The 23,220-nt window shown below is 40.4% G+C and carries 21 protein-coding genes; 11 read left to right on the top strand and 10 right to left on the bottom strand.

Annotated features, from left to right (window positions below; all coding sequences use genetic code 11):
- Positions 1–63: 63 nt before the first annotated feature.
- The 4 genes from ACIQXP_RS15170 to ACIQXP_RS15155 all read left to right on the top strand — a co-directional run bounded on the left by ACIQXP_RS15170 (position 64) and on the right by ACIQXP_RS15155 (position 6,048).
- Positions 64–1,422: a TolC family protein gene (locus ACIQXP_RS15170; RefSeq protein WP_387505927.1), complete on the top strand. Its 1,359-nt coding sequence runs from the start codon at positions 64–66 to the stop codon at positions 1,420–1,422.
- Positions 1,423–1,582: 160 nt separating this feature from the next.
- Positions 1,583–2,920, top strand: a complete 1,338-nt coding sequence (locus tag ACIQXP_RS15165; protein ID WP_090983908.1) for an efflux RND transporter periplasmic adaptor subunit — start codon at positions 1,583–1,585, stop codon at positions 2,918–2,920.
- 215 nt (positions 2,921–3,135) lie between these two features.
- Complete coding sequence (locus ACIQXP_RS15160) at positions 3,136–4,134, top strand: NAD(P)H-dependent glycerol-3-phosphate dehydrogenase (protein WP_293744696.1); 999 nt, start codon at positions 3,136–3,138, stop codon at positions 4,132–4,134.
- A 1,572-nt stretch (positions 4,135–5,706) separates the two neighbouring features.
- Positions 5,707–6,048, top strand: a complete 342-nt coding sequence (locus ACIQXP_RS15155) for a hypothetical protein (RefSeq protein WP_293744695.1) — start codon at positions 5,707–5,709, stop codon at positions 6,046–6,048.
- 65 nt (positions 6,049–6,113) lie between these two features.
- Here the strand turns inward: ACIQXP_RS15155 and ACIQXP_RS15150 are convergent, their stop codons facing one another.
- The 7 genes from ACIQXP_RS15150 to rpmB all read right to left on the bottom strand — a co-directional run bounded on the left by ACIQXP_RS15150 (position 6,114) and on the right by rpmB (position 10,335).
- A complete protein-coding gene (locus ACIQXP_RS15150; RefSeq protein ID WP_293744694.1) occupies positions 6,114–6,623 on the bottom strand; it encodes a hypothetical protein in 510 nt (169 codons plus the stop codon).
- Between the two features lie 113 nt (positions 6,624–6,736).
- Positions 6,737–8,065, bottom strand: coding sequence for a 30S ribosomal protein S12 methylthiotransferase RimO (gene rimO, locus ACIQXP_RS15145; protein ID WP_387505928.1), 1,329 nt, complete (start codon positions 8,063–8,065; stop codon positions 6,737–6,739).
- A 66-nt stretch (positions 8,066–8,131) separates the two neighbouring features.
- The gene (locus ACIQXP_RS15140; protein WP_400454019.1) at positions 8,132–8,503 is read right to left on the bottom strand and encodes a GxxExxY protein; all 372 of its coding nucleotides are present in this window, start codon (positions 8,501–8,503) and stop codon (positions 8,132–8,134) included.
- A 79-nt stretch (positions 8,504–8,582) separates the two neighbouring features.
- Positions 8,583–9,545, bottom strand: a complete 963-nt coding sequence (ftsY, locus tag ACIQXP_RS15135) for a signal recognition particle-docking protein FtsY (protein ID WP_090983894.1) — start codon at positions 9,543–9,545, stop codon at positions 8,583–8,585.
- Between the two features lie 82 nt (positions 9,546–9,627).
- Positions 9,628–9,783, bottom strand: coding sequence for a DUF4295 domain-containing protein (locus tag ACIQXP_RS15130; protein ID WP_010599808.1), 156 nt, complete (start codon positions 9,781–9,783; stop codon positions 9,628–9,630).
- 92 nt (positions 9,784–9,875) lie between these two features.
- A complete protein-coding gene (gene rpmG, locus ACIQXP_RS15125) occupies positions 9,876–10,058 on the bottom strand; it encodes a 50S ribosomal protein L33 (protein WP_010599807.1) in 183 nt (60 codons plus the stop codon).
- Positions 10,059–10,101: 43 nt separating this feature from the next.
- Complete coding sequence (gene rpmB / locus ACIQXP_RS15120) at positions 10,102–10,335, bottom strand: 50S ribosomal protein L28 (protein ID WP_025145121.1); 234 nt, start codon at positions 10,333–10,335, stop codon at positions 10,102–10,104.
- A 278-nt stretch (positions 10,336–10,613) separates the two neighbouring features.
- Between rpmB and acs the strand changes: the two genes are divergently transcribed.
- Entirely contained in the window at positions 10,614–12,521 is a 1,908-nt protein-coding gene (acs, locus tag ACIQXP_RS15115; protein WP_293744900.1) for an acetate--CoA ligase, read from the top strand.
- A 67-nt stretch (positions 12,522–12,588) separates the two neighbouring features.
- On the opposite strand, the gene ACIQXP_RS15110 is transcribed toward acs, so the two are convergent.
- Positions 12,589–13,956 carry a RagB/SusD family nutrient uptake outer membrane protein gene (locus ACIQXP_RS15110; protein ID WP_387505929.1) on the bottom strand — a complete coding sequence of 456 codons (1,368 nt, stop codon included), beginning with the start codon at positions 13,954–13,956 and terminating at the stop codon, positions 12,589–12,591.
- Positions 13,957–13,968: 12 nt separating this feature from the next.
- Complete coding sequence (locus ACIQXP_RS15105) at positions 13,969–16,977, bottom strand: SusC/RagA family TonB-linked outer membrane protein (RefSeq protein WP_387505930.1); 3,009 nt, start codon at positions 16,975–16,977, stop codon at positions 13,969–13,971.
- A 202-nt stretch (positions 16,978–17,179) separates the two neighbouring features.
- On the opposite strand from ACIQXP_RS15105, the gene ACIQXP_RS15100 reads away from it, so the two are divergent.
- Complete coding sequence (locus ACIQXP_RS15100; protein WP_293744690.1) at positions 17,180–17,365, top strand: CsbD family protein; 186 nt, start codon at positions 17,180–17,182, stop codon at positions 17,363–17,365.
- A gap of 68 nt (positions 17,366–17,433) precedes the next feature.
- A complete protein-coding gene (locus ACIQXP_RS15095) occupies positions 17,434–18,483 on the top strand; it encodes a glycoside hydrolase family 130 protein (RefSeq protein WP_387505931.1) in 1,050 nt (349 codons plus the stop codon).
- Between the two features lie 371 nt (positions 18,484–18,854).
- Here the strand turns inward: ACIQXP_RS15095 and ACIQXP_RS15090 are convergent, their stop codons facing one another.
- Positions 18,855–19,901: a hypothetical protein gene (locus ACIQXP_RS15090; RefSeq protein ID WP_387505932.1), complete on the bottom strand. Its 1,047-nt coding sequence runs from the start codon at positions 19,899–19,901 to the stop codon at positions 18,855–18,857.
- A gap of 334 nt (positions 19,902–20,235) precedes the next feature.
- On the opposite strand from ACIQXP_RS15090, the gene ACIQXP_RS15085 reads away from it, so the two are divergent.
- From ACIQXP_RS15085 to ACIQXP_RS15070, 4 genes are all read left to right on the top strand, one after another.
- Positions 20,236–20,616, top strand: a complete 381-nt coding sequence (locus ACIQXP_RS15085; protein ID WP_387505933.1) for a hypothetical protein — start codon at positions 20,236–20,238, stop codon at positions 20,614–20,616.
- A gap of 150 nt (positions 20,617–20,766) precedes the next feature.
- The gene (locus ACIQXP_RS15080; protein WP_387505934.1) at positions 20,767–21,747 is read left to right on the top strand and encodes an NmrA family NAD(P)-binding protein; all 981 of its coding nucleotides are present in this window, start codon (positions 20,767–20,769) and stop codon (positions 21,745–21,747) included.
- On the top strand, positions 21,744–22,199 hold the full coding sequence (locus ACIQXP_RS15075; protein WP_387505935.1) for a DUF2147 domain-containing protein: 456 nt from the start codon (positions 21,744–21,746) through the stop codon (positions 22,197–22,199). Before ACIQXP_RS15080 ends, ACIQXP_RS15075 begins: the two co-directional genes overlap by 4 nt.
- A 30-nt stretch (positions 22,200–22,229) precedes the next feature.
- Positions 22,230–23,150 (top strand): helix-turn-helix domain-containing protein, encoded by a 921-nt coding sequence (locus tag ACIQXP_RS15070; RefSeq protein WP_387505936.1) that lies wholly within the window; start codon positions 22,230–22,232, stop codon positions 23,148–23,150.
- Positions 23,151–23,220 lie beyond the last annotated feature (70 nt).

The raw sequence follows: 23,220 nt of genomic DNA, 5'->3' as shown, positions 1-23,220 counted from the left end.
TTAGTAAATGCCTGAACAGATTGAAATGATTAAAAGTTGTTTATATTAGAATCGAAACAAATTATGAAGATGTTTACCAATAAAAAGTTAATTACCGGATCTGCTTTAGTATTATTATTGAACTTTGCTGTTGATGTAAATGCGCAGCAGGTTATCACCATTCAACAAGCGGTTGAAAACACGTTAAATAATAACTTAACGATTAAACAGGCTCAATTCAGCGCAGCATTAGCAAATGAGGATTTAACACAATCTAAATATGCGCTTTATCCGAACCTTAATGCTTCTGTAAGTCCAACGTTGACGTTTGGTCGCGGTTTGGATCAAACAACCTTTCAGGTAACCAATCAAACCTCATTATTTACCAGTGCAAACCTAGGTACAAATGTTGATGTATTTAGAGGCTTTGCTAAAGTTAATCAGATTCGGCAGAATAAAACACTCTTCGAAGTTGGCAAAAGTAATGTCGAAAAAATAAAAAATGACTTAGTTCTAAATGTTGTTACGGCATATTTACAGGTTTTATACAATACCGATTTAGAAAGGGCATCTAGAGAACAGCTGGATATTGCTAATAAAACTTTAGCAAGGGAGAATGCGTTATTAGATGCAGGAAATAAGACCCTTGCGGATGTATCGCAGGCGAAATCTCAAGTGGCTACGGCTGAATTAAATTTAACCAATGCACAAAATGCGCTTTCCATTTCATACTTAACTTTAGGACAGCTCATGGAAATGCAGCCTAATCAAAAGTTCGTTGTTCAAGCGCCGCTGATTGATAATGTTAAAACAGCGCCCACAAACCAAAGTGCAGAGGAAATTTATAACAATGCGTTAAACATCTTTCCTGATGTCAAACTGGCCAGTTTGCGTTCATTGGCTGCAAAGCAAGCGATAGCTGTTGCAAAAGGATCGTATTACCCATCGCTAAGTCTGGGAGCTGGATTAAATACTTCTTATTCTTATCAATTCAACTACAGTGGTCAATTTCCACAATCCTCATTTGCTGATCAAATCAATCAACGCTTAGGTCAAAGTATTGGAATGAGTTTGCAGATCCCTATTTTTAATGGTTTTACTGCCAGGTCAAATGTGCGGAGAGCGAAAATTAATTATAACAATGTTTTAACGCAGGAGCAATTGGCCAAAAATAATTTGAATAAAGTTATTTTTCAAGCGACAACTGATTTAAGGGCTGCCGAAAGTCGCTACAGTTCAACGCAGAATGCGTTTAATGCCCAAAAGGATGCTTTTTATGTTGTGGAACAACGTTATAATGTTGGCCTTGTTAATTCACTTGATTATAGTACAGCGCAAACCAATAGAAATAAAGCAGAGATTGACTTTATCCAGGCTAAATACGACTTATTATTTAGGGCCAAGGTAATTGATTACTATTTGGGCAAACAGATTGTTTTTTAAGGTTAAAGCTAAAAGACTAAAGACCAAAGCTGAAAGGTTAAAGCTAAAAGAACAAAGCTTAAAGGTAAAAGACCAAAGCTGAGCGGATAGCCAGGATGATCCACCTTTCAACCTTTAAATATTACAACATTATCGAAACAAACGAAATACAATACAAATTATGAAACTGAAGCATATTATTATTACCGTAGTTGCTATCGTAGCCCTTCTGGTGGTGCTAAAACTGACCGGCGTGATCGGTGGAAACAAAACCGAAAAAGTAACTACCGAAAAAGCATCAGATAAAACTGTTGTGGAAACAGTTACGGCAAGCGGGAAAATCCAGCCGGAAACCGAGGTTAAATTGAGTTCTGAGGTATCCGGTGAGGTAGTAGAATTAAAGGTAAAAGAAGGTGATGTTGTTAAAGCAGGCCAATTACTTTGTAAAGTACGTCCGGATGTATTGCAATCGGGTTATGAAAGAACGGTAGCTACTTTTAACGCGCAAAAAGCCAGTGTAGCCGCGGCGCAACAACAACTTGCCCAAAATCAAGCTAATTTTATCAATGCAGAAGCTACCTACAAACGTAATGTTGAGCTTTTTAATAAAAAGGTGATCTCAGCTTCAGAGTTCGATGCAGCCAAAGCAGCATTTTTAACTGCTAAAGCCAATTTAGCCAGTGCCAAAGAGAATGTAACCGGTGCCAAATTTACTTTAGAGCAAACGGGTGCAAATGTTAAAGAAGCAGGTGCTAACCTGGCCAAAACCACTATTTACGCACCAGTTGATGGTGTAGTATCTAAACTATCAATAGAACTTGGCGACCGTATTCTGGGAACTTCGCAAATGGCGGGTACCGAAATTATGCGTATTTCTAACCTCTCATCAATGGAGGTGAATGTTGATGTAAACGAGAACGACATTACCCGTGTTAAAATTGGCGATAAAGCTTCGATCGAAGTGGATGCCTTTTCTGATAAAAAGTTCAGAGGTGTGGTTACCGAAATTGCAAGTTCGTCAACAGCTGTCGGAACCACAACATCTACTTCTGTTGATCAGGTGACCAACTTCTCGGTAAAAATCCGCATCAGCGAAGAAATGGAGGGTAAGCAACAGTCTATTTTCCGCCCGGGCATGTCGGCAACGGTTGATATTGAAAGTGAGTCGTTAACCGGACTGGCCATTCCAATTCAGGCGGTTTTCACTGATAATGCGAAATCGGGCGACAACAATAATCAGGGCAACCAGGAAAATACCGATAAGCAGAAATCGAAACTGACTGACAAAAAGGTAAAGCAATATGTTTATACTTACGATGCCAAGAGTAAAAAAGTTAAAAAAACAGAGGTCACTACCGGTATCCAGAACGATCAGTTTATCATTGTAAAATCGGGTATCAAAGCCGGTGAGGAAATTGTAACCGGTCCGTATTCGGCTATTCAGAACAAATTGAAAGATGGAATGGTGGTAGAAAAAACTGCTAAAGACCAATTGTTCAGCAAAGACGGTAAGAAGTAGCCTTTTAAGGTATAAGGCTAAAAGTGTGAGGTGTAAGGTTTTGCCTGTCCGCCTCACACTTTTCTCGTAAATGTCTGTAAGAAATAGTAACTTGCCGTCTTTAAGGTGTATTCCTAAGGTTAGGGTGTAAGGTTTAGGGTTTAAGGCATTCGCTTTAAACCTTAAGTTTTACACCCTTTGCCTTACATCTTTTACCTAAAACCTTTTATATATTCATGGTACCTAAAATAGCAATGATAGGGGGCGGGAGCTGGGCTACTGCTATCGTTAAAATGCTTGCAGATAATTTGTCTGAAAAAGAGATTTTTTGGTGGATGCGTAATGAAACAGCCATCGAGCACATTAAAAAATTTAAACACAATCCGCATTACCTCAGTTCTGTTGAGTTAAAGCTCAATCATGACCATATTTCGTCCGATATACGATCGATTATAGAATCGGCTGATTTTGTGATTTTAAATGTACCCGCTGCATTTTTAAAAGAAACACTTTCTACCATAACACCAGATGATTTAAAAGGCAAAAAAATAGTCTCAGCCATTAAGGGTATTGTGCCGGAAGATAACCTGATTATCGGTGAATTTTTGTACGAGAAATACAACATCCCGTACCATGATATTTTGGTGGTAAGCGGTCCCTGCCATGCCGAAGAGGTAGCCTTTGAAAAACTATCTTACCTTACCATAGCTTGTACCGATGTAGAAAAAGCAGCTGCATTTGCCTCTCTTTTAAGTACACGCTATATCAAAACCAATGTTTCTGACGATATTTTCGGTACCGAATACGCTGCGGTTTTAAAAAATATTTACGCGGTAGCCAGTGGTATTTGCCATGGCTTAGGTTATGGCGATAACTTTCAGGCTGTGCTGATTAGTAATGCCATAAGCGAAATGAAACGCTTTGTAGATGTGGTTCACCCAATAGACCGCGACATTAAAGAATCAGCTTATCTGGGCGATTTGCTGGTTACGGCTTATTCGCAGTTTAGCCGCAACCGTACCTTTGGTAATATGGTGGGCAAGGGCTACACGGTAAAATCGGCTCAGCTGGAAATGAATATGGTTGCCGAAGGTTATTATGCTGCTAAATGTATGCACATCAAAAACCAGGAGTATCATGTAGATATGCCAATTTGTAAGGCCGTTCATAACATTATTTACGAGAAACGGTCCCCACAGATCGAAATGAAGTTGTTAGCCGAGAAATTGAGTTAAATAGAATAAAGATTAGCTTTACTTTTTAGATTCAAGTAACCGGGCAATAGTTTTAATGCCGATTGTTGCATTGCGCTTGAAAGAAAGAATAAATATTATTTGTAAATCAGGGCCTGCTGCTTTTTGGTTCGTACAGTCCTTCTTTCCGCTATTATCTTTTTGTGAGCGTTTGTAGGTATATTTTTGTTTCCGCACCAAAAAGGATAGCCGCTTCAATAAGGTTTATTTAACGGGAGACAGAATAAGAAACCAAGAAGTATTTTGCCTGATATTGAAAGTTTATACATTGTTCTTCGCAGCAACTGTGTTTTTAGCCCCGGGCGCAGCGGCATGCCCGAAGCGCAGCGAGGGATACAGCGAAGCACGGGAACAGACATTAATCGTTGTTACAGCCCTTGCGCTCCAAAAAAGGATAAAAATCATTGTAAAGCAAGTTTCTTTGCCTTTCGGTTAGTGGAGTCCTTCTTTCCGCTATTATCTTTTTGTGAGCGTTTGTAGGTATATTTTTGTTTCCGCACCAAAAAGGATAGCCGCTCCAATAAGGTTTATTTAACGGGAGACAGAATAAGAAACCAAGAAGTATTTTGCCTGATATTGAAAGTTTAGACATTGTTCTTCGCATCAACTGAGTTTTTAGCCCCGGGCCGGGCGCAGCGGCATCCCCGAAGCGCGGCGGAGGGATATAGCGGAGCACGGGAACAGGCTTTAATCGTTGCTACAGCCCTTGCGCTCCAAAAAAGAATAGAAGTGATTTGTAAATCAGGGTTCGCCGCTCTTCGGTTACAGCAGTCCTTCTTTCCGCTGTTATCTTTTTGCGAAGGTTTAGAGGGAGCATTTGGGTTTGTGCTGCAAAAAGGATAGCCGCTTCAATAAGGTTTATTGAACAGGGGACAGTGTGAAAAACCAACCTGAGCTTTGCAGATTATCAGCCATCTTGCACTTCGTTCTTCGCAGCAACTGTGTTTTTAGCCCCGGGCGCAGCGGCATCCCCGAAGCGCGGCGAGGGATAAAGCGAAGCACGGGAACAGACATTAATCGTTGTTACAACCCTTGCGCTCCAAAAAAGGATAAAAATCATTGTAAAGCAAGTTTCTTTGCCTTTCGGTTATTGGAGTCCTTCTTTCCGCTATTATCTTTTTGTGAGGATTTGTAGGTATATTTTTGTTTCCGCACCAAAAAGGATAGCCGCTTCAATAAGGTTTATTTAACGGGAGACAGAATAAGAAACCAAGAAGTATTTTGCCTGGTATTGAAAGTTTAGACATTGTTCTTCGCATCAACTGAGTTTTTAGCCCCGGGCGTAGCGGCATCCCCGAAGCGCATCGAGGGATACAGCGAAGCACGGGAACAGGCTTTAATCTTTGCTACAAGCCTTGCGCTCCGAAAAAGAATAAAAATTATTTGTAAATCAGGGCTTGCTGCTTTTTAGCTGACATCACCCTTTCCTATCACGCACACTTGATTTTATATGGTCAAAAAATAATATTTAAAACTTTATCTCTACTCATGTAACAGAAATAAAACAAATGTTACCATCAACTGTTATCAGTTTAAATAAAAAATATAGCTGTCATGAAAAAGAAATTAGTAATGGGTTTATTAACAATGGCCTTATTTGGCGGTGTAACCCTTAGCGTAAACGCACAAGAGAAAAAAACTGAGGTAGGTAAAGCATTAGACAAAACCGGGAAAGCCATTGGTAAAGGTGCCAAATCAGTAGGAAATAAAACGGCTGAAGTAGCGGTAAAAGGTAGTTCGAAGGTAGCTGATAAAACCTGGAAAGGTAAAATGGCGCCAGATGGTTCTGATGTTTATATCAATGGAAAGAACGAGAAATACTATGTAAACGCTAAAGGCGCTAAAATCTGGTTAAAACCTAGTCAGATTAAAAACAGGCCAGCTTCTAAGAATTAAATCATAACGAAAATCCCGGTCCAAGACCGGGATTTTTTGTGTAAAGAGGTTTTTACTACTTAAAGCTATGAGATTTTCAACCTGAAAATAGCGTCTGGATAAGAATTATTTCCTGTTTGAAACTCCTTCAGTGCTTCTTTCTTATCAATCAATAATTTATCTACTATGTTGTTGGTTACTTTTAGGTTAAGCTCGTAGAGCATATTGTCGCCTAGTTTTAAATAGAAAGTTTGATCAGCACTTTTGGCTAAATAGGGTATTTCGCTGGAGATAAGCTGGTAGTAATCCAATTTCAGATTAGCAGTATAAGTAAAAGGCTGACGTATCTCAAAACTGATCTGTTTGATCGCATTGTTTGCATCCCTTGCATAAAGCTGTATCTGGCTTTTATCAAAGTAACCTGTTGTTTTTGGATTGAGTAAATCAACATCTGCATTATTTTTAATTACCAGGCTTAAAGGAGGAGGAGGAGTTATTGGCGAACAGGCGCACAATCCACCTCCGCCAATGTTTTCTTTTTTACAGCCCAAATTGATGATAAAGAGGAGGGAGAGAACAATCAGAATTTTTTTCATGGTTTTTCGGTTTTTAGCCTAAACGGATAAACCTGGTTTTTCGCTACAAAATACCGTAAACTTAAAAAAGTCCCAAAAGTTAACATTCAGGACTTTTTGTTGACTATATTTTTTTAAACGATCGTTCCGTACAAATCGAAATCTTCGGCTCTGTCAACTTTCACATTAACAAAGCTTCCGTTAGCGGCGTAACCTGTTGCCGCATCGATCAACACTTCATTATCCACCTCCGGCGAGTCAAATTCGGTTCTCCCTACAAAGAAATCACCTTCTTTTTTATCAACCAGTACTTTAAAGGTTTTGCCTAATTTTTCCTGGTTAATATCAAATGATATGCCCTGCTGGATTTCCATGATATCGTCTACCCTTTGTTGTTTTACTTCCTCAGGGATGTCGTCAACCAATGTGTGTGCATGTGTTTTTTCTTCATGCGAGTAAGTAAAGCAGCCTAAACGATCAAATTTGGTTTCGGCAACCCATGCCGCCATTTCTTCAAAATCGCGTTCTGTTTCGCCAGGGTAACCGCATATTAAAGTGGTACGCATGGCAATATTTGGTACTTTATCCCTGATCTGGTTAACCAGGTCAATGGTTTTTTGCTTAGTGGTGCCGCGCCGCATTGATTTTAACATGTTATCGGTAATGTGCTGTAAGGGCATATCCAGATATTTACAGATATTGTCGCGCTCATTCATGGCATCCAAAATTTCCATTGGGAAGCCAGAAGGGTAGGCGTATTGCAGGCGGATCCATTCGATACCCGGTACATCTGACAGGCGACGCATCAGCTCATCCAGCTTGCGCACGCCATACAGGTCTAAGCCATAATAGGTAAGATCCTGCGCAATTAAAATTAATTCCTTAGTGCCGTTTTTAGCCAGTATTTTAGCTTCGTTAACCAATTCTTCCATCGGTTTACTCATGTGTTTGCCACGCATTAAAGGAATAGCGCAGAACGAGCATGGACGGTTACAGCCCTCGGCAATTTTGAAGTAGGCAAAGTGTGATGGGGTGGTGAGCAAACGTTCGCCAATCAGTTCATGTTTGTAATTGGCGCCCAGCTCGTGCAAAATATTTTGTAAATCGTTGGTGCCAAAAAAGGCATCTACATTGGTAATTTCCGATTCCAGTTCGGGTTTATAACGCTCAGAAAGGCAGCCCGTAACCACCACTTTGCCAATTTTGCCGGCTTCTTTCAGTTCGCTAAACTGCAGAATGGTATCAATTGATTCCTGTTTGGCATTATCAATAAAACCGCAGGTGTTAATCACCACGATATCATCTTTTCCCATTTTGTCTGATTCGTGGGTAACGTTGAGGTTGTTGCCGCGCAACTGGCCCATCAATACTTCCGAATCGTATATGTTTTTAGAACAGCCTAAGGTAATCACGTTGATTTTAGGTTGTTTGATTGTTGTTTTTTTTATCGTTTTGGTATTCATGTTATGTGTAATAGCACCGATATAAAATGATTACACCGATCAGGTGAAATACCGATGATATATTATTTAAACGGACAGTCTTTTTACTTCGCAGCTTGTGTTGCCAAAGTTAATCAATAATCCTGTTTTAATTTTGCTGGCTTTTAAGTATGATATAAGTTGACTTTGAAATAACTTAGGTTGGTACCCCGTAACGGATTTCAATTCTACAATTACCTTATTTTCAACAAAAAGATCGGATCTGAATTTCCCAATAATAATATTTTCAAATATTACATTAAATTCCTTTTCTGCAATGTAATTTAAACCTTTTTGTTTGAGTTTAATTTTTAATGCATTCACATATATTTTTTCCAAAAAACCTGGTCCTAACTGATTATGAACTTCATAACAGCAGCCGATGATCTTTTGTGTTAGCGTATCTTTTTTATATTTGATCGTTATTAAATCTATATAAAATCGATGAAATCTACTAATCCGTGTGATCCCCTAAATCAGTGGAATCATACACGAAGTGCTATTTAAACAAACTATTCACAAAATCTTTTTTATCGAAAAGCTGTAAATCGCCTATTTTCTCTCCAACGCCAATATATTTAACCGGAATTTTAAACTGATCAGAAATCCCGATCACCACACCGCCTTTTGCTGTTCCATCTAATTTGGTAATGGCCAACGCATTCACATCGGTAGCTTCGGTAAATTGCTTGCACTGTTCAAAGGCATTTTGGCCGGTAGAGGCATCTAATACCAATAAAATTTCGTGCGGCGCACCTGGTACTACCTTTTGCATCACCTGTTTAATTTTTCCCAGCTCGTTCATCAAACCAATTTTGTTGTGCAAACGTCCCGCGGTATCGATAATCACCACATCTTCGCCATTGGCCACGGCCGATTGCAGGGTATCGAAAGCAACCGAAGCAGGGTCAGAGCCCATGGCCTGTGCCACCACCCTTACGCCAACACGTTCGCCCCAAAGTTTAATCTGGTCAACGGCTGCAGCCCTAAAGGTATCGGCTGCGCCTAAAACAACTTTTAAACCCGATTCTTTAAGTTTATGTGCCAGTTTACCAATAGTGGTGGTTTTGCCCACGCCATTTACGCCAACTACCATAATTACATAGGGTTTATGATCGCCATATTCGAACTGACGGAAATCATTGCTGTTGTTTTCGGATAGCAGTAATTGAATTTCATCACGAAGGATAAAATTAAGCTCAGCGGTATTCAGGTATTTATCTTTGGCTACACGCTCTTCAATGCGTTTGATGATTTTTAAGGTGGTACTTACACCCACATCAGAAGTAACCAAAACCTCTTCCAGGTTATCAAGAACTTCATCATCAACAGTCGATTTACCGGCAACAGCTTTGGTAATTTTATTAAAGAAACCGTCTTTGGTTTTCTCTAAACCTTTATCCAGCGCTTCCTGAGCTTCAGGCGCAGTTTCTTTCTTTTTGAAAAAATCGAATAAACCCATATCTAAATTTGATATAACAAAAAAAGCCCTTCCGGTTAAAAACGGAACGGCCTGTAATATTTTATATTAAAAAATATTAACCTTATTTAGATGCGATAGCATCTTTTACGTGGTCGTTATGTACGATAAGTTCTTTGAATGAGTAAGCACCGGTTTTTGGTGATTTTACCATTGTAATTACTTTCGAATATTCTTTACCTGTACCTGTTTTAAGGGTTGCAACTACTTTCTTTGCCATGTTTTTATAATTTTATTAGATTTGAGATATCAGACATTAGATTTGAGACTTGCAAATGCTTTAGTCTTTAAACTTTGGTCTTTTATCTTAACCTATTTAATCTCTTTATGTACGGTTACTTTTCTCAATACTGGATTGAATTTTTTCAATTCTAATCTTTCAGTAGTATTTTTACGGTTTTTGGTAGAAATATATCTAGACATACCCGGCATGCCACTTTCTTTGTGTTCAGTACATTCTAAAATAACTTGAACTCTGTTACCTTTTTTTGCCATTTTAATATAAATTGAAAACTGTTAATCTCAACAGTTAATGTTTTTACAAAAATCCTTTTTTTACGAAACGGTTAATTGCTTCGCTGATGCCCACTTTATTGATGGTTTTAATCGCTGAAGTAGAAACTTTCAACGTAATCCAACGGTTTTCTTCAGGAATATAAAATTTCTGAAGTTGTAGGTTTGGGTAAAATTTGCGTTTGGTTTTAACGTTCGAGTGAGAAACGTTGTTACCTACCATTGCTTTTTTTCCTGTTAAATCACAAACTCTTGACATGACTTGTAAATATAGTTGTTAATATCGTCCGCTTAATTTTTTTAAGAGTTTGCAAATATCTGAATAATAATTGTAAACAGCAATAGCCTAGCTAATTATTTTTTTATAATTAATATTTGCAGCCGGTAAAGGTTCATGCCATGTTCGTTATTCCGGATATTTAAATTATCAGCTTTTAAATAAACAGTCTGCTTAACATTTGATCTCCATTTTGATACGATAAGACTATTTTTCATTGGTATTATTTAGTTAAATTAGCTGCCACTAAATCCAAAAATATAAAACTAGCGATGCAAATTACCTCTTTTAAGCAATACGAAGAAGATTATAAGAAAAGCGTAGAAAACCCTGAGCAGTTTTGGGGCGAAGTGGCGCAAAACTTCCAATGGCGCAAACCCTGGTTTAAGGTATTATCCTGGAACTTTAACGAACCCGATATCAAATGGTTTGAAGGGGCAAAGCTTAACATCACCGAAAATTGTTTGGACCGGCACCTTGCTGTCAATGGCGATAAACCAGCCATTGTTTGGGAACCGAACAACCCGGAAGAAGAAAGTGTTACCTATACCTATAAAATGTTGCATGAGCGTGTTTGCCGTTTTGCCAATGTGTTAAAACGCAATGGTGCCAAAAAAGGCGATCGTATCTGCATTTATATGCCCATGGTACCCGAGCTGGCTATCGCTGTTTTGGCCTGTGCGCGCATCGGTGCGGTACACTCGGTTATTTTTGGCGGCTTCTCTGCCAAATCCATTGCCGACAGGATTAACGACTCGCAATGCAAAGTGGTGATTACCGCTGATGGTTCTTACCGTGGCAACAAACAGATTCCTTTAAAAGATGTAATTGACGATGCATTGATCGGCTGTCCAACCGTAGAGAAATGTATTGTGTTAACCCATGTGCGTACGCCTGTTTCGATGTTGAAAGGACGTGATGTATGGTGGGAAGATGAAGTGAAGCACGTAAACGATATCTGCGAAGCAGAGGAAATGGATGCTGAAGACATGCTCTTCATTTTGTATACTTCAGGTTCTACAGGCAAACCCAAAGGTGTGGTACATACCTGTGGCGGTTACATGGTTTATGCGGGCTATACCTTTGCCAATGTATTTAATTATCAACCCGGCGAAGTTTATTTCTGTACGGCCGATATCGGCTGGATTACCGGGCACTCCTACATTGTTTACGGACCGCTTTCGCAGGGTGCAACTTCGGTGCTTTTCGAGGGTATCCCCACTTACCCTACACCATCACGTTTCTGGGATATTGTAGAAAAATACAAAGTAAATACTTTATACACGGCACCAACGGCTATCCGTTCTTTAATGAGTTATGGCGATGATCCGCTTAATGGCAAAGATTTAAGCTCTATCCGTGTTTTAGGCTCGGTAGGAGAGCCGATTAACGAAGAAGCCTGGCATTGGTTCGATGAGAAGATCGGACATGGCAAAGCGCCTATTGTGGATACCTGGTGGCAAACCGAAACCGGCGGAATCATGATTTCACCTATAGCAACCGTAACCCCAACCAAACCCAGTTTTGCTACCTTGCCCTTACCTGGCATCCAGCCCATTTTAGTAGATGAAAACGGCAATGAAATTGAAGGAAACGGGGTGATGGGAAATCTCTGCATTAAGTTCCCGTGGCCAGGTATGTTGCGTACCACTTATGGCGACCACGAGCGTTGCAAGCAGACTTATTTCTCTACTTACGAGAATTTATATTTTACCGGGGATGGCTGTTTGCGCGATGAGGATGGTTATTACCGGATTACCGGCCGCGTTGATGATGTATTAAATGTTTCGGGGCATAGAATTGGTACCGCAGAGGTAGAAAATGCCATTAACATGCACGCTGGGGTGGTAGAAAGCGCCGTGGTGGGCTATCCGCATGATGTAAAGGGGCAGGGCATTTATGCTTTTGTGATTTATCCTGATATGCATGGCGAAGCAGAATTATCTAAAAAAGATATATTACAGACCGTTACGCGTGTAATTGGTGCGATTGCCAAGCCTGATAAAATATTATTTGTGTCTGGTTTACCTAAAACACGTTCGGGCAAAATTATGCGCCGGATTTTACGCAAGATTGCCGAAGGCGATACCAGCAATTTAGGCGATACTTCTACCTTGCTTGATCCGGGTGTGGTAGAAGAAATTATTGAAGCTGCGAAGAAACTTTAATAAAAAACAATTTAACAACAAAGCCTCCGGAATTACATCCGGAGGCTTTGGTTTATAAGCAGTTCATCTAATAACCCGGGTTTTGTTTTAAAGCTTTATTTACATTTATTTCACGATCAGGAATCGGGAAAACCAATTTAGGATCATCATAAGCAAAAGTACCGATAGTGCGTTTGGTACGTTTATAATCATGCAGCCTGAAACCTTCATAATCCAGTTCTTTTTCTCGTTCGTTTAAAATAATATCCAGGGTTGGAACCACATTTCCCAATCCGGCCCGAGTTCTCAGTGTATTAATGTCATCAGCAGCGGTAGCGCCAATGCTCGTGCCTAACCTAAAATTACATTCTGCCCGGATCAGGTATTGCTCGGTAATTCTGCAAACTGGTATGTTATCATAAAAGCTATACCATTTTTTAGTGAAAAAGCCTGTTCTGGCGCCGGTGCCTTCGTAAATCATTTCTGTCTGCCTTTTATCTCCGGTTTCAAACGAATTGTAAAATGTGGTGTTTACCAATGCATCAGCCCGGCCTACATTTCCACCGGTAGCATTTTGGTAACTGGCATAAAAAGTTGCCAATCCATCGTTAGAGGTACCTGCATTACTTTGTTCGTTCTGTTTGATTTCAAAAATACCCTCACTTGAGTTTTTGGTCCTGAACGGTGCTTCAAGTGAATTGGTAATTAAGCGGTATGGACTGTTGGTAATAATATCATTTGCGACATCTCTTGCCAAAGCATATTTTCCTTCCTGCAGGTAAACCCTGGCCAAAAAAGCTTTTGCTGCATATTGATCATCAACTGAAGCCAATTTTGTTATGGCCGATTTTAAGTCGTTTTCCACTGCAGCATAAACCTCGGCAACTGTGTTTCTAGCCACCGAATTGGTTACATTATCTATGGTTTTTACTGCTTTGGTCATGATAGGAACGCCAAGGTTGGTGTTGGATCCGCTGGCATCATAAGGTAAACCGAACAATCTTACCAATTCAAAGTGCATAATGCCTCTGATAAACAATGCTTTGCCCTCTATAACGTTTTTTGTATTGGCATCACTAACTACATTTAATGCAGAAAGCACAATGTTTGCGGTATTAACGGCACTGTAAGCGGTGATCCAGGTTCTCCGTACATCAGCATTATCTGCTACGATGGCCTTGCTTGCAATATTGCGGTAGGTAGTAAAAGTGCCACGCCAGGTCAGGTAATTGTCGCTGGCATACAGATCTGGTATAAATACAAGGTTGTTTCCATAAAGATCTCCTGTGGCCATAAAAGTATATGCACCTATTAAGGCATTCTGAACATCTGCTGTGGTATTGAGTGCCACATTGGCGTCGATGTTCTGTTTGGGATCTATTTCTAATTGCTTTTTGCAGCTGGATATACTTAACAAAAGGAAAAATCCAGCCAATATATTTTTATAATTTTTCATATACTCAATGTTTTATAAGCCAATGTTTACGCCGAAAGTAATGGTTCTTGCCTGTGGTGGCGTATAAAAATCGTGGCCCAGCTGGATGTTGTCAGACTGGAGATTGCCACCGCTAGGGGTATTTACTTCAGGATCGTAACCTTTATATCCGGTTATGGTAAACAGATTAAGGGCTGATGCAAATAATTTAACATTCTGTAATTTATATTTATTGGCAAATGTTTTAGGGATATTATAACTAAAAACCACACTTTTTATCCTGAGGTAAGAGCCATCCTGAATCCATCTGGATGAGGGGCTTGTTCCATTTCCTTCACCAAACCTCGGTTGTGGGATAGGTGTATTCCTGTTGGTAGGTGTCCAGTAATTTAACTGATCAATGGTCTGGTTGTCAAAATAATCGCCATTGGCTGATTGGAAAACGCCTGCCATGTTATAAATATCATTGCCGGATACAAACTGTGCCTGAACGTCCAGATCAAAGTTTTTGAAAGAAAAGTGGTTTCCAAAACCCCCGAAGAATTTAGGGTTCGGGTCTCCCAGTTTTTGGTTTTGCGCAAGGGAATAGTCGTTGGTAGTAGCTGTTCTCGATGCATCAATGTAATAAAGGGCATCACCATTGGCCGGGTCTACACCTGCATAAGCTTTTCCGTAAAAGTAACCTAAAGGTTCTCCAACGGCCACTCTGCCCAAAAATCTTCCACCTGTATAAATCGGTTGGTCATCCACTAAGCGTAAAACCTTATTCCTGTTTAACGAAATGTTGAAAGAGGTAGACCATTTAAACTCTCCAACAAAATTCCTGGTATTTAAAGAGAATTCAAAACCCTTGTTCTGCATATCGCCAATGTTCTGTGTAATTGAAGAAAAACCGTTTGTTGCGGCAATCGGGGCATTTAACAATAAATCGGTTGTTTTCTTTTTATAATATTCAACAGTACCCGAAATCCGGTCGGAGAATAGGCCAAAATCTAAACCGATATTATAATTTGTAGTGTTCTCCCAGCTCAGGTTCGGGTCTCCCAGTTGGCTGGGGCGCGTACCGCCAACTCCTGCGTAATTAACGCCACGGTACAAGTTACGCGAAGCAAAATCACCGATCTCGGCGTTACCGGTTAAACCATAACTGCCCCTTAATTTTAACAGGCTTAGCCAGGTGCTGGTTTGTAAAAAATCTTCCTGGTTAATAATCCAGCCTGCCGAAAGTGCGGGGAAAGTTCCATATCTGTTGTTTACACCAAATCTTGATGAACCATCCGTTCTTATCGATGCACTGAACAGGTATTTATCTTCGTATTTATAATTTACCCTGGCCAGGTAAGAAACAAAAGTATGCCTCGTTTCTGAAGATTCTCCTGCAGCAATTACCGCCGCACTTGCAATTTTGGTAAAACTGTCTGATGGTAAAGTGGTTCCTGTTACCGATGAATACCTGAATTTTGTATCCTGAAAGGCAAAACCAGCCAATACATTTAAGTTATGTTTTTCACTAAAAGTTTTGGTGTAGTTAAGGGTATTGTTGGTGTTAAAGTTGATAGATTTGGCCATGTAATCAGTTGAAGAACCACCTGTACTACCACCGTCCTGTGTTTTCGACCCTAAAAACTGTTCTTCTTCCAGGTTATTAAAATCAAAACCATATTCACTTCTCAAAACCAGGTCTGGCGTAATTTTTAAGCTTGCATAAGCATTTGCAAAGGTTCGGTAAGTGGTTGATAGGTTTTTGCCATTATCATAATCGATTAAGCTGTTGTAATAAACCGTAGAACCATTTAGCTGACCAGATGCATCACGTACCGGCTGGATAGGGGGTAAGGCGTTTAGTTGTAAGGGATTAGAAAAGGCGTTATCCGTAGGGATACGATAGTTATCTACCTTTGAAACATTGATGGATCCGCCAACGTCTAAAATTTTAGAAACGGTGTGGTCTACACTTAAGCGTCCACCGGTACGTACATAGCGGTTGCTCACAATAATTCCATCATTGTTATTGAAGTTTCCTGATAACATGAACCGGGTTTTTGCATCACCGCCATTAATGTTCAGGTTATATTGTTGTGTATGCCCTCTTCTAAAAGCTTCGTTAACCCAATTCGTATTGTTGTTGCTTGTCCAGTCATCAGTACCGGTATAATCTTTCCACATCTCTGCGGCATTGGCATAGTCACCATCATCATAATTGTTATATTTAAAAGATGCATCAAGCAATTGGCGGTACTGGTCGGCATTTAAAAACTGCCCCTTTTTTGTAGGGTCGCTAAATCCGGCATAATAGCCAAAATCAATGTTGGTTCTGCCCTGCTTTCCTTTTTTTGTGGTAATGAGTACTACCCCGTTCGATCCCCTTGCTCCATAAATAGCTGCAGAAGCCGCATCTTTTAATACCTCCATCGATTCGATATCATCCGGACTTATCGCCGCAAGCGGGTTATCGGCTTCGGTATAGGTACCCAATGCTTCACTTACAATCGGAACGCCATCAATTACAAATAAGGGTTGGTTACTTGCCGAAATAGAAGAAATACCCCTTACCCTGATCTGAAGTGCCTGGCCCAGTTTGCCACTGCCCGAGTTGATGAAAACACCAGGTGCTTTACCCTGAAGTGCGCCTTCAATTGTAGGTACGGGCCTGTCTTTAAAATCAGCTGCGGTAACCTTTGCAATTGATCCCGTTACATCCCGTTTATTCTGTGTACCGTAACCCACCACAACCACATCAGATAAGGTATTATTTTCCTCTTCCAGGTTTACATTTAGTGTTGGCCCCGTAATGGGCACTTCTTTGATTTTGTAACCGATAAAACTAAAAACAAGCGTTTTAGCATCGTTTGCAACGGTTAATTTAAAGGCCCCGGTGGCATCACTCTGTGTGCCGTTGGCTGGCGAGCCTTTTACAAATACGCTAACACCCGGAATTGGTCCCGAGGCCGACGTTACCTTCCCGGTAATAACTTTGCCCTGAGCGAAAGCAAACGAAATTAATCCGACAGATAAAATCATACTAAAGAGTAGTTTTTTCATCAAATTGTTGGTTTTAGTTAGTAATGTTTAGTAATGGATACAAATAATACCCTTAATATAATTAAAAACATACATAAAACCTAGGGGAATAAGATGAAATAGGCTGATTGTTTGTGTATTATGCTAAAAAACCAAACAAAGCAGCGGTGAAACTGTTAAGTTATATATTAATACATCATATTTACTATAAGAAAATACGGCTATGGATAAGTTAGAATTGAAAGGAAAGTGGAACGAAATAAAAGGGAAAGTTAAACAAGCCTATGCTGATTTAACTGACGACGATTTAAAGCACGATGAGGGGCAGGATGATGAGTTGTTGGGCAGGCTGCAACAAAAAACAGGCAAAGGAAGAGACGAACTGGTAAAGTGGATCAACTCCTTATAATATCCATTCATTAGCAAATACAGGCGATCAATTTTTTGGTCGCCTGTATTTTTTAAAAATCTTTTTTTATGGCCGATATCGCTCAACGGTTTACACAAAATCCCATACTTATCCCTCAAAATTTACCACCCAGCAGGGCAGGGCTGGAAATTGCCTGTTTACTCAATCCTGGTGTTTTCACTTTTGCGGGGAAAATATGGTTACTCATCCGGGTAGCCGAAAGACCTAAACAAAGCCCTGGTATCATCTCTTTTCCTATTCTAACTCAAGCTGGCATTGAAATTCTGGCCGTTGAAGAAAACGATCCCCAACTAAATGCCACCGACCCCAGGATAATTAATTATAAAGGCGCCGATTATTTAACTACCCTATCACATTTAAGGCTGGTGTGCAGTGATGATGGTATTCATTTTTATGAACCCGAAGGTTACCCGCTGTTACAGGGCGAACGCAAAGATGAAACCTTTGGCATTGAAGATTGCCGTGTAACCTTAATTGGCCAAACCTATTATTTAACCTATACCGCGGTTTCGGCCCATGGCGTGGGCGTAGGGCTGCGAACCACAACAGACTGGAAAAAATTCGAGCATCATGGCATGATCATCCCTCCGCACAATAAGGATTGTGCCCTGTTTGAAGAACGGATTAATGGTAAATTTTATGCGCTGCACCGCCCCAGCAGCGTAGCGTTGGGTGGCAATTATATCTGGCTGTCCGAATCGCCAGATGGCATCCATTGGGGCAAACACCAGTGTATTATTAAAACCAGGGCCAACCTTTGGGATAGTGCCCGTGTAGGTGCCGGGGCCGCACCCATCAAAACCGCAGCCGGCTGGCTCGAAATTTACCATGGTGCCAACGAAAAACACCAGTATGCTTTAGGCGCGTTTTTAACGGATTTGAATGACCCATCTAAAGTACTGGCCAGAACCGAAAGCCCGATTATGATCCCAAAGGAAGATTATGAATTGCATGGTTTTTTTGGCGAGGTGGTATTTACCAATGGCCACCTGATTAATGGCGATGAACTGACCATTTATTATGGTGCGGCCGATGAGTTTGTGTGTGGGGCTAAGTTTTCGGTGGAGGAGATTTTGAGTAAGTTGACCTATTTTTAGTGCTGGTATACTGTTCCCGCTAAATCTTAAGTTAGCCTGCTCTTTGGAAGGCTTAACCACAGCTTACACGCTGTTGTTCGTGTTGTATAATTGTTCAATTTAATACTGTCTGATGGTGACGGCTCGGCTAGAACGATGTCGTACTCTATTATGGGTTATACCATGGAGCAATATATCAACAGTTCGTCAGGCTCGGGAATTGGCGTTATCCACTGGTTCGTAAGTTGACGCCAGCCAAAACCCATTCGAAAGGTGTTTAAGTTATATAAAGCTCGGGTAAAGACTTATTTGAGATTTACAGTTGATGGCAGGCATTTATCAGCTCAACAGGAAAATCCTCCAATCCCTATTGTTGGCACAGCGTAGATAAGTTATTGTTGAGGTTTGATGATATAAAGTTCATCCCAATTACCGGAATAAAGCGCAAAACCATGTTCCGAACGGTAAAAAGCGGGCTCGTAAATCCGGGCCGCCCCGCCTGGTTCCGCCAAGGTATACAAACGCGTTTTAAACCTGTCATATTTTTCTTTCTCCACCACCAGCTGATCTACCTTGAAAGAAAAATTCCTGCCGGCAATATCAGTTGAAAAAAAACCTTTGCCACGCCAGTTCGTAGCTGAAGAAGGGAGCGCTCCTCCTCCAATTACGTGTTTATATTCCATTTTTTCTTCAGGGTAGAAATGTATCAGCCTCACGTCTTCAGGTATCACCGGATCGGGTGTTCCCGTATGAAACACATCTGAACGATAACGATAGCCCGAATCCTCATCAGCAACCTGCGTATAACCCGGCATCTTTTCCCAAAGCATATACCATTGCTGCTGTTCGTAAAACGCCATCCATCTAAAGTCTTTTCCATGATCCCTGAAAGCACTGAAGAAGTAATAATTACCACTTTTTTTAACCGCCCTGATTTTTTGATCAATCTTATCTTTTGGCCAGCTAAAGTCGGCGTTTAAGCTAACAAAATGATGCCGGGTCGTATCTCCATCCAGCGGCCAGGTGGTGTAATAGGCTTTTTGGTCGTTACTGAAAACCATAAAACGGTCTATAAATTTTGGCCAGTAACCTTCATATCTGATATAAATAGAATCTACCAGCTTTCCTTGCTGATCCAGTTTATAATAGCGGTAATCATGTTTGGTTTCTTCGTCTACCTCAGGATCCGCATCAATAATCAGTTGCTGATTTACAGTCGGGAATACACGTATAGGCTCAGGTGATGAGGCACTGCGCATCGCTACGGTACAAAGTCTTTCGATTTTAAACAGGTTTGACTGGTAGTGTTCGTTAATCTCCTGAAAATCCAGGTACGCCTGATCCAATGGCACTTTATTGCGTTCCAGCACACCAGCATTTTTCCATCTGATCAGGTAAAATACGGCTACTACAATCACCAGTCCTATTACTATCCACATCCAGTTTTTCATGATTTTAATTAACAGTTTTTTCCAGAAAACCGCCGGAGCTGGCATCTGATGTTGCAAATTATCATTTTTTTGGTTTAAGGAACAACAAAGGAGCATTTTCCTGATTATTTTAGCATCAAAAGATGAGCTGGGAAATATTTTTTATCATCTTCATCTTCGGTCAACAAATCGCTGCTAAGACCAGCATGTTAGTTAGCCTGGCAAACTTATCATGCTGTGGCCAAACCTGCCGGCTGGAATGTTAAAGGCAAAATCAGAACTATATTGGCGGTGTTGACTGCAAAAACCACGAATATTGAATCTGCTTTCTTAACCGGATATCATGGAAATCATCATCTTATTGCTCATACTGTTGGTTTTACGCCCTATGTTCAATTCGTTTTTCGGTAACAAAAAACCTCAACCTGGTTTATCTAAAGCAGATTACTGGGAAGCATTTGAATTGCATGCGCTGTTTGATGACCTGAACAAGGTAAAGGCTATTCTGGAACATACAGACGATACACGGATTGATTTTATCGCTTTTAGGGATAAGTTTATGGAAGAACTGAGTGAACTTGAAGGGGAAAACAGCCCTGATTTTTCAAGGGTCAGCGCATGGTTTGCACCAGATGCTGATTGGGACAGGCTGATGGGGCGGCGGGGGCGGGTACTGGGTACGTCTGTTTTTAAAAGGGCCGACTGGTGGAAACGCAACCAGTAGTTGCATCAGGGTTATTCAGACGATTTCTAGCATTCAGTATTTCGCTGCAAAGTGTATCAGCGTGTTTTTGAACACAAGAAAAGCGGATTTGAATACGTTGGCTCAATTCAATTGACTGAGCTTTGCATTGGAAATAAATATTAAATTAATATGAAAATAGTCGTGACAGGTTCATTAGGAAATGTCAGTAAACCGCTGGTGTTGCTGTTGATTGAACAAGGGCATCAGGTTACCGTAGTCAGCAGCTCAGCCGAGAGGAAAGCAGCAATAGAGCAGTTGGGTGCAAAGGCTGCGATCGGAGAATTAGAGGACCCCATTTTTTTAACTAAAACCTTTGATGGTCATGATGCCGCCTACTGTATGCTTCCGCCCTTTAACTTTTTCGGGGATCAAACGCTTGATTATCAGAAGCAGGCACTTAACATCAGCACAAATTATGTTCAGGCGATTCAAAACGCGGGGATAAAAAGAGTAGTACAGCTGAGCAGTGTGGGTGCTGAAAGGCCCACCGGGGCTGGGGTTCTGGTTTTTCATCATATTGCAGAAAGCGTTTTTAAACAACTTCCTGAGGATGTAGTTGTTACCCATCTTCGCCCGGGCTCTTTCGATTATAATTTGTACGCCTTTATGGATATGGTTAAGGGCAAAGGCTTTTTGAAAGGTTTTATCGGCAAATTACTTTACCTTAGGCATTATGGTTTAAAAGGTCTTTTCAAAGGATATTCAGGCATTATATTGTCTAATTATGGTGGAACCGACAAAATCGCCTGGGTATCGCCCATAGATATTGCATTCGCTATTGCCGGGGAGATTAGTGCTCTTCGAGCAGGAAAGAAAGTGAGGTATGTTGCCAGTGAAGAACTTACCTGTCAGGAAATAGCCACTGCTTTAGGAAAAGCCATTGGAAAGCCATACCTAAAATGGGTGCTGATCAGTAACAGGCAAATGACTGATGCGTTTATGCAAATCGGGGCATCGGCTGAAATAGCCAAAGCATTTACCGAAATGAATGCGGCGATGCATAATGGTAGTCTGTTTGAGGATTATTTCAAAAACAGGCCAGCTATTTTGGGTAAAACAAAAATAAATGATTTTGCAAAAGCATTCGCCTTAAAATATAACGAACAATGAGACAGTTATTTATAACCATCCTCTTTCTAAATTTTTCTACCATGTTATTTTCACAGTCAAAAGCCGATGATATTGTTGGGGTATGGTACAGTCCGGTAAAAGAGGGCAATGTACAGATATATAAAAGCGGTAACCATTATTATGGCAGGTTAACCTATCTAAAACATGCTCTCGATCATGAAGGTAAACCTGTTTTAGACGTTAATAATCCCGATAAAGAAAAACGTAAACGGCCCTTAGTCGGAATTTTGTTATTAACAGACATTACTTTCAACGATAAAAAGAACAGCTGGAAGGGAAAGCTCTATGATTATGACGGACAAAAGGGAAATACCTATGATTCTTATCTCACCATTACCAAAAGTGGTGACCTCAATATCAAAGGTTTTTGGGGACTTTCTTTCTTTGGATTAAACCGCGGGCTGACTTTTGAAAAAGTTAATGTGGAATAATCTTATCTTTAAAACTTGTAAGCTACCCGAATGAATTTACAACAACCCTACAGAATAAAAACCATCAAGGAATATCATAAAATACTTGGTATCGGCCATCCTGAACATCCTATGATCAGTGTGATCGATCTCGCTGAAATCACACCCTACAGGAGCGAGGAAAGTATCAGGGTAGTGTTCGATTTTTATATGATCTCGCTCAAAAAGGTGGAGGCCGGAGATGTACAGTATGGCTATGGGCAGCAAAAATACGATTTCGATGAGGGCATATTATTCTTTATATCTCCCAATCAGGTATTTTCATTCAAAGCAGATGATGACTTCAGGAGTGCAGGAAGCATGATGCTCATTCACCCTGATTTCCTGTGGGGAAATCCATTGGCCAAGGCCATCAAAAAATATGAGTTTTTCAACTATGCGGTAAATGAAGCACTGTTTGTTTCTGAAAAAGAAGAAATGGTATTGAAAAGTTTTATCAGGAATATTGAGCAGGAATATCATTCACACATCGATACCTTCAGTGAGTCGATCATCATTTCTCAGATTGAATCGTTCCTCAATTATTCAAACCGCTTTTATATGCGTCAGTTTCTTACCCGCAAAATATCCGGAAGTCAAATCCTGGATAAACTGGAAAAAATTTTAGACGACTATTTTAATGATGAAAACATCATCAATAAAGGATTGCCAACCGTACAATATATTGCGTCAGTTCTCAATTGTTCTCCCAACTACCTAAGTGGAATTTTGAAGGCACTTACGGGTCAGAATACACAGCAGCACATCCACGGGAAGATCATTGAAAAAGCAAAAGAAAAACTTTCCACCACCACACTTACCGTTGGGGAAATTGCTTTCGCGCTGGGATTCGACTATCCCCAGTCGTTTAGCAAATTATTTAAAAGTAAAACCGATTTCACTCCGGTTGAGTTCCGGGCATCTTTCAGTTAATCTTAAATCATTGCTGATAACGGGAACACCAGGACCAAATCGTTGCGTAATTTTCATCAGATATCGCTGA

The organism is Pedobacter suwonensis (assembly GCF_044762335.1).
Lineage (GTDB): Bacteria > Bacteroidota > Bacteroidia > Sphingobacteriales > Sphingobacteriaceae > Pedobacter.
This window is presented reverse-complemented; position numbering and strand designations above follow the sequence as displayed.

Coding starts and splice junctions, on each gene's coding strand:
- ACIQXP_RS15150 (WP_293744694.1), bottom strand. CDS start 6,623: ATGAAAAAAATTCTGATTGTTCTCTCCCTCCTCTTTATCATCAATTTG.
- ACIQXP_RS15110 (WP_387505929.1), bottom strand. CDS start 13,956: ATGAAAAATTATAAAAATATATTGGCTGGATTTTTCCTTTTGTTAAGT.
- ACIQXP_RS15160 (WP_293744696.1), top strand. CDS start 3,136: ATGGTACCTAAAATAGCAATGATAGGGGGCGGGAGCTGGGCTACTGCT.
- ACIQXP_RS15080 (WP_387505934.1), top strand. CDS start 20,767: ATGAAAATAGTCGTGACAGGTTCATTAGGAAATGTCAGTAAACCGCTG.
- ACIQXP_RS15165 (WP_090983908.1), top strand. CDS start 1,583: ATGAAACTGAAGCATATTATTATTACCGTAGTTGCTATCGTAGCCCTT.
- rpmG (WP_010599807.1), bottom strand. CDS start 10,058: ATGGCAAAAAAAGGTAACAGAGTTCAAGTTATTTTAGAATGTACTGAA.
- ACIQXP_RS15095 (WP_387505931.1), top strand. CDS start 17,434: ATGGCCGATATCGCTCAACGGTTTACACAAAATCCCATACTTATCCCT.
- ACIQXP_RS15085 (WP_387505933.1), top strand. CDS start 20,236: ATGGAAATCATCATCTTATTGCTCATACTGTTGGTTTTACGCCCTATG.
- ACIQXP_RS15090 (WP_387505932.1), bottom strand. CDS start 19,901: ATGTGGATAGTAATAGGACTGGTGATTGTAGTAGCCGTATTTTACCTG.
- ACIQXP_RS15155 (WP_293744695.1), top strand. CDS start 5,707: ATGAAAAAGAAATTAGTAATGGGTTTATTAACAATGGCCTTATTTGGC.
- ACIQXP_RS15130 (WP_010599808.1), bottom strand. CDS start 9,783: ATGGCAAAGAAAGTAGTTGCAACCCTTAAAACAGGTACAGGTAAAGAA.
- ACIQXP_RS15100 (WP_293744690.1), top strand. CDS start 17,180: ATGGATAAGTTAGAATTGAAAGGAAAGTGGAACGAAATAAAAGGGAAA.
- ACIQXP_RS15070 (WP_387505936.1), top strand. CDS start 22,230: ATGAATTTACAACAACCCTACAGAATAAAAACCATCAAGGAATATCAT.
- rpmB (WP_025145121.1), bottom strand. CDS start 10,335: ATGTCAAGAGTTTGTGATTTAACAGGAAAAAAAGCAATGGTAGGTAAC.
- ACIQXP_RS15105 (WP_387505930.1), bottom strand. CDS start 16,977: ATGAAAAAACTACTCTTTAGTATGATTTTATCTGTCGGATTAATTTCG.
- ftsY (WP_090983894.1), bottom strand. CDS start 9,545: ATGGGTTTATTCGATTTTTTCAAAAAGAAAGAAACTGCGCCTGAAGCT.
- ACIQXP_RS15075 (WP_387505935.1), top strand. CDS start 21,744: ATGAGACAGTTATTTATAACCATCCTCTTTCTAAATTTTTCTACCATG.
- ACIQXP_RS15170 (WP_387505927.1), top strand. CDS start 64: ATGAAGATGTTTACCAATAAAAAGTTAATTACCGGATCTGCTTTAGTA.
- rimO (WP_387505928.1), bottom strand. CDS start 8,065: ATGAATACCAAAACGATAAAAAAAACAACAATCAAACAACCTAAAATC.